Origin of the sequence: Streptomyces sp. TRM68367, assembly GCF_014495685.1 — a bacterium.
Classification (GTDB): Bacteria; Actinomycetota; Actinomycetes; order Streptomycetales; family Streptomycetaceae; genus Streptomyces.
In genome coordinates this window covers 1-2817 of the sequence record NZ_JACTVI010000230.1, presented here as the reverse complement: position 1 = coordinate 2817, position 2817 = coordinate 1, and the positions used below count along the sequence as shown (strand labels likewise).

Sequence of the window (2817 nt, the reverse complement as noted above, 5' to 3'; positions counted from 1 at the left end):
CGGACCCAGTACGGGCCGAAGCTCGCTGCGCGGGCCGCGTGGCTGGTGTGCGCGCACCACCTGCCGGTGCGCCGGGCCACGGCCGTGCATCCTTTACGCTCGGGGACGCACGCCAGAATCCTCGATTCGGTCCACGACATCCTGCAGGGCGACTGGATCAACTAGTTTGTGGCGCCTGCATCACTCCAAGGTGTATCCCTCAAGAACGGGTTCCGCCCACGCCGCATGGTCCAGGATCGGCCGGTGGGTGACACGTCCGGCGGAGTCATCCACGAGGGTCAGGCGAACCCTGAGCCCGTAGTGCACGCGGTATTCCAGACCTTCGATCTCAACTCGGCCGCACTCCGTGCCGCCCCGCAATCCTTGGAACCCTGGGTTCTCGGTGACGTTCCACCCCGCCTTACGGGCGAAGTGCACCCAGACCTGGTAGGCGCGCTCGGGGTCTCCTCCCTGCGGACCGGGACCGGAAACGCGCGCGAGGATCTCCACCGGATCTTTGCGTTCTTCACGTACCACTCTTGACTCCCCATGTGCGTGGCCCTGCCCGGTGACCGAGGCTGTATGCCCTCGGTCACCGGGCAGGAACCTTACGTGGCAATCCGCCAGGCGCGTCATGCCTTCGCCGCGTCCGGCCTGTCGGCGCCGGTGAAGCGGCCCTCGTCGTCCGAGCCGTACGCCGTGTAGCCGTACGTCGCCCGCGTAGTGCCATCGGGCTTGGTGACCGCCTCCACGTCACCCTTGGGGTGGTACAGGTAGTGCGAGTACTCCTTCGTGGCGTCGGTGTTGTGCTTGATCTGGGTCAGCTTCTGGCCCCACGGCGCGTACTGGTAGGACCTGGTCGCCTTACCCGCGACCTCCTCGGCCAGCACCTTGTTCTCCATACCCAGGTACGTGAAGACGGTCGTCTTCCCGTTCGTTCCGGACGTGGTCTCCGAAGCCGTGCGGTCGAAGGCGTCGTACTCGTACGTCGTCGACTTCGCCGACGCACCCGTGCCCGCCGTGTACTTGGCGATACGGTCGAACCCGTCGTACGTGTACTTCTCCTGCACGCTGCCGTTGGACGAGACGGTGTCCAGGCGGCCCAGCGGGTCGTAGTTGTACGTCGACGCCACACCCGCCGTCGTCGTCTTCAGCAGCCGGTTGCGGTCGTACGTCGACGTCGACGTCACCCCGCCGGTCGTCTGCTCGACGATGTTGGAGTTGGAGTCGTAGACGTACGCCTCCGTACCCGCCGCGTCCCCGGTCTTGGTGACCTTGGCGATACGGTCCTGCGGGTCATAGTCGAACACCGACACCGTGTCAAGTCGCGCATGACCATCGCGACCTACCGGCTCACCCCGGACGGAAAAGACATCGGCCGAACCCGCCGGCGCACGATCAAGGCCACCCCGGACCCGGAACGGGTCGCCGACTCACTGGCATGGCCCCCATGCCGCTGCCCCCGCTGCCGCACCGGGTACGACCCGCGCGCCCGGTAGCGGCCGATGATCGGCCGTGCGTCCCTTGTCCCTCCCAGAGGGCGGGCGGCCTTTCGACCGGGCCGTCCGCCAAGCTGGAACGACCGGCAGACGGTCGCCTACGGTCGTCAATCACCCACGTCGGCGGCCTGACAGAACCGCGGCAGAGCCGGGGCGAGCCCTCGGCTCCCCGATCCCGACCATGAGCGCGGTCAGCCGATTTGACTCGGTACTGTATCCCTCGGCTCTGAAACGGGACTTGATCGAAAGCTCCCAACTTGCCAACGCTTGACAACAGCGCTGCTGCTCACCCATAGCATCTACTGTAGTTTCAAATTCATGGATTCAACAAAAGCATTCGGACGGCCTGCATACATGTCGTCGATGCGTTGCTCAACGTGCTCAGCGGCCCACACAGCGCTCCTCTCCAAACCCACACACTCCGCAGGGGTTGCCTGTTGAACATTCCCCTGGGCATCGACAATCTCGCAATCATTCAAGTTGAGGGCGTTCTGCCGGAAGAAGCAAGGAATAGGGGGAAGAGACGCCCTCTTCACACGCCCCAGTACAGCACTCCACCTGCCTCGCGAATACGCAGAACTGTACACAGACACAACAAAAAGGGGGGCGCCTGCGAGGTTGCCTAGGCGTACAGATTCTTCGGATTGCGAGACATCGGAGAAGAATGCGAAGTACGGGCGAACGGTGAGCATGACGCAGTAAGCAAATCTTTCACCGGACACCGGGACCTTCAAGGTACTTCCAGCGGAAAATCGCACAGTCATACTGTCCACCCTCTCCTTCGGTTGACTCCCGAGTCAACCGAAACGGCCCGCCGGCAGAACCGGCGGGCCGTCGCAGGTGCGCAGTTACAACGCGCCGAACCTTGCAGTTGCCGCCCTCAGCACGTAGTAGGTGTGCTGGCCGTCGACGGTGAGGTTGTGGACGCGCTGGGTGCGGTGGGTGTCGTCGATCGCGGTGATCTGGACCCAGGTGCCGGCCGCGGTCTGCAGCCACATGCCCGTTGCCGGTCTCCGGGTCGGAGGCCAGGACCAGCTCGCCCTGCTTGACGTCCTCGATGGCCTTCGTGGACCCGTCGGCCATGAGCACCTTGGTGCCGGGGACGAAGCTGTTCTTCTTGCAGCTCTTCCGCTTGACCTTGTTCTTGACCTTCTGGCCGATCTCCTTGCCTTCTTGCCGGCGTCCTTGGCCTTCCTGACGCCGCTCTTGGCCTTCTTGGCCGCCTTGCTGCCGCCCTTGACCGCGTCGACGGCCTTGGCGCCCTTCTTGGCGTACTTGGCAGCAGTCGCCGCCATACCCAAGCCCGGAACGGCCGCCGCCATGGACAGCGCGGCGTCGG

The 2817-nt window shown here is 64.6% G+C and carries 5 protein-coding genes; 2 read left to right on the top strand and 3 right to left on the bottom strand.

Annotated elements, in window-relative coordinates; all coding sequences use genetic code 11:
* Positions 1 to 180: 180 nt before the first annotated feature.
* Together H8R17_RS44970 and H8R17_RS44965 are read right to left on the bottom strand one after the other, a co-directional pair.
* A complete protein-coding gene (locus tag H8R17_RS44970; protein WP_187828918.1) occupies positions 181 to 489 on the bottom strand; it encodes a hypothetical protein in 309 nt (102 codons plus the stop codon).
* A 122-nt stretch (positions 490 to 611) separates the two neighbouring features.
* Positions 612 to 1289, bottom strand: a complete 678-nt coding sequence (locus H8R17_RS44965) for a hypothetical protein (RefSeq protein ID WP_187828917.1) — start codon at positions 1287 to 1289, stop codon at positions 612 to 614.
* Between the two features lie 21 nt (positions 1290 to 1310).
* Between H8R17_RS44965 and H8R17_RS44960 the strand changes: the two genes are divergently transcribed.
* Positions 1311 to 1478: a hypothetical protein gene (locus tag H8R17_RS44960; RefSeq protein ID WP_187828916.1), complete on the top strand. Its 168-nt coding sequence runs from the start codon at positions 1311 to 1313 to the stop codon at positions 1476 to 1478.
* Between the two features lie 848 nt (positions 1479 to 2326).
* Here the strand turns inward: H8R17_RS44960 and H8R17_RS44955 are convergent.
* Positions 2327 to 2476: a hypothetical protein gene (locus H8R17_RS44955; protein ID WP_187828915.1), complete on the bottom strand. Its 150-nt coding sequence runs from the start codon at positions 2474 to 2476 to the stop codon at positions 2327 to 2329.
* On the opposite strand from H8R17_RS44955, the gene H8R17_RS46110 reads away from it, so the two are divergent.
* Positions 2475 to 2817: hypothetical protein (locus H8R17_RS46110; protein WP_223126178.1), on the top strand; the 343-nt coding region annotated here is incomplete at its 3' end. The two genes, H8R17_RS44955 and H8R17_RS46110, sit on opposite strands and share 2 nt — an antisense overlap.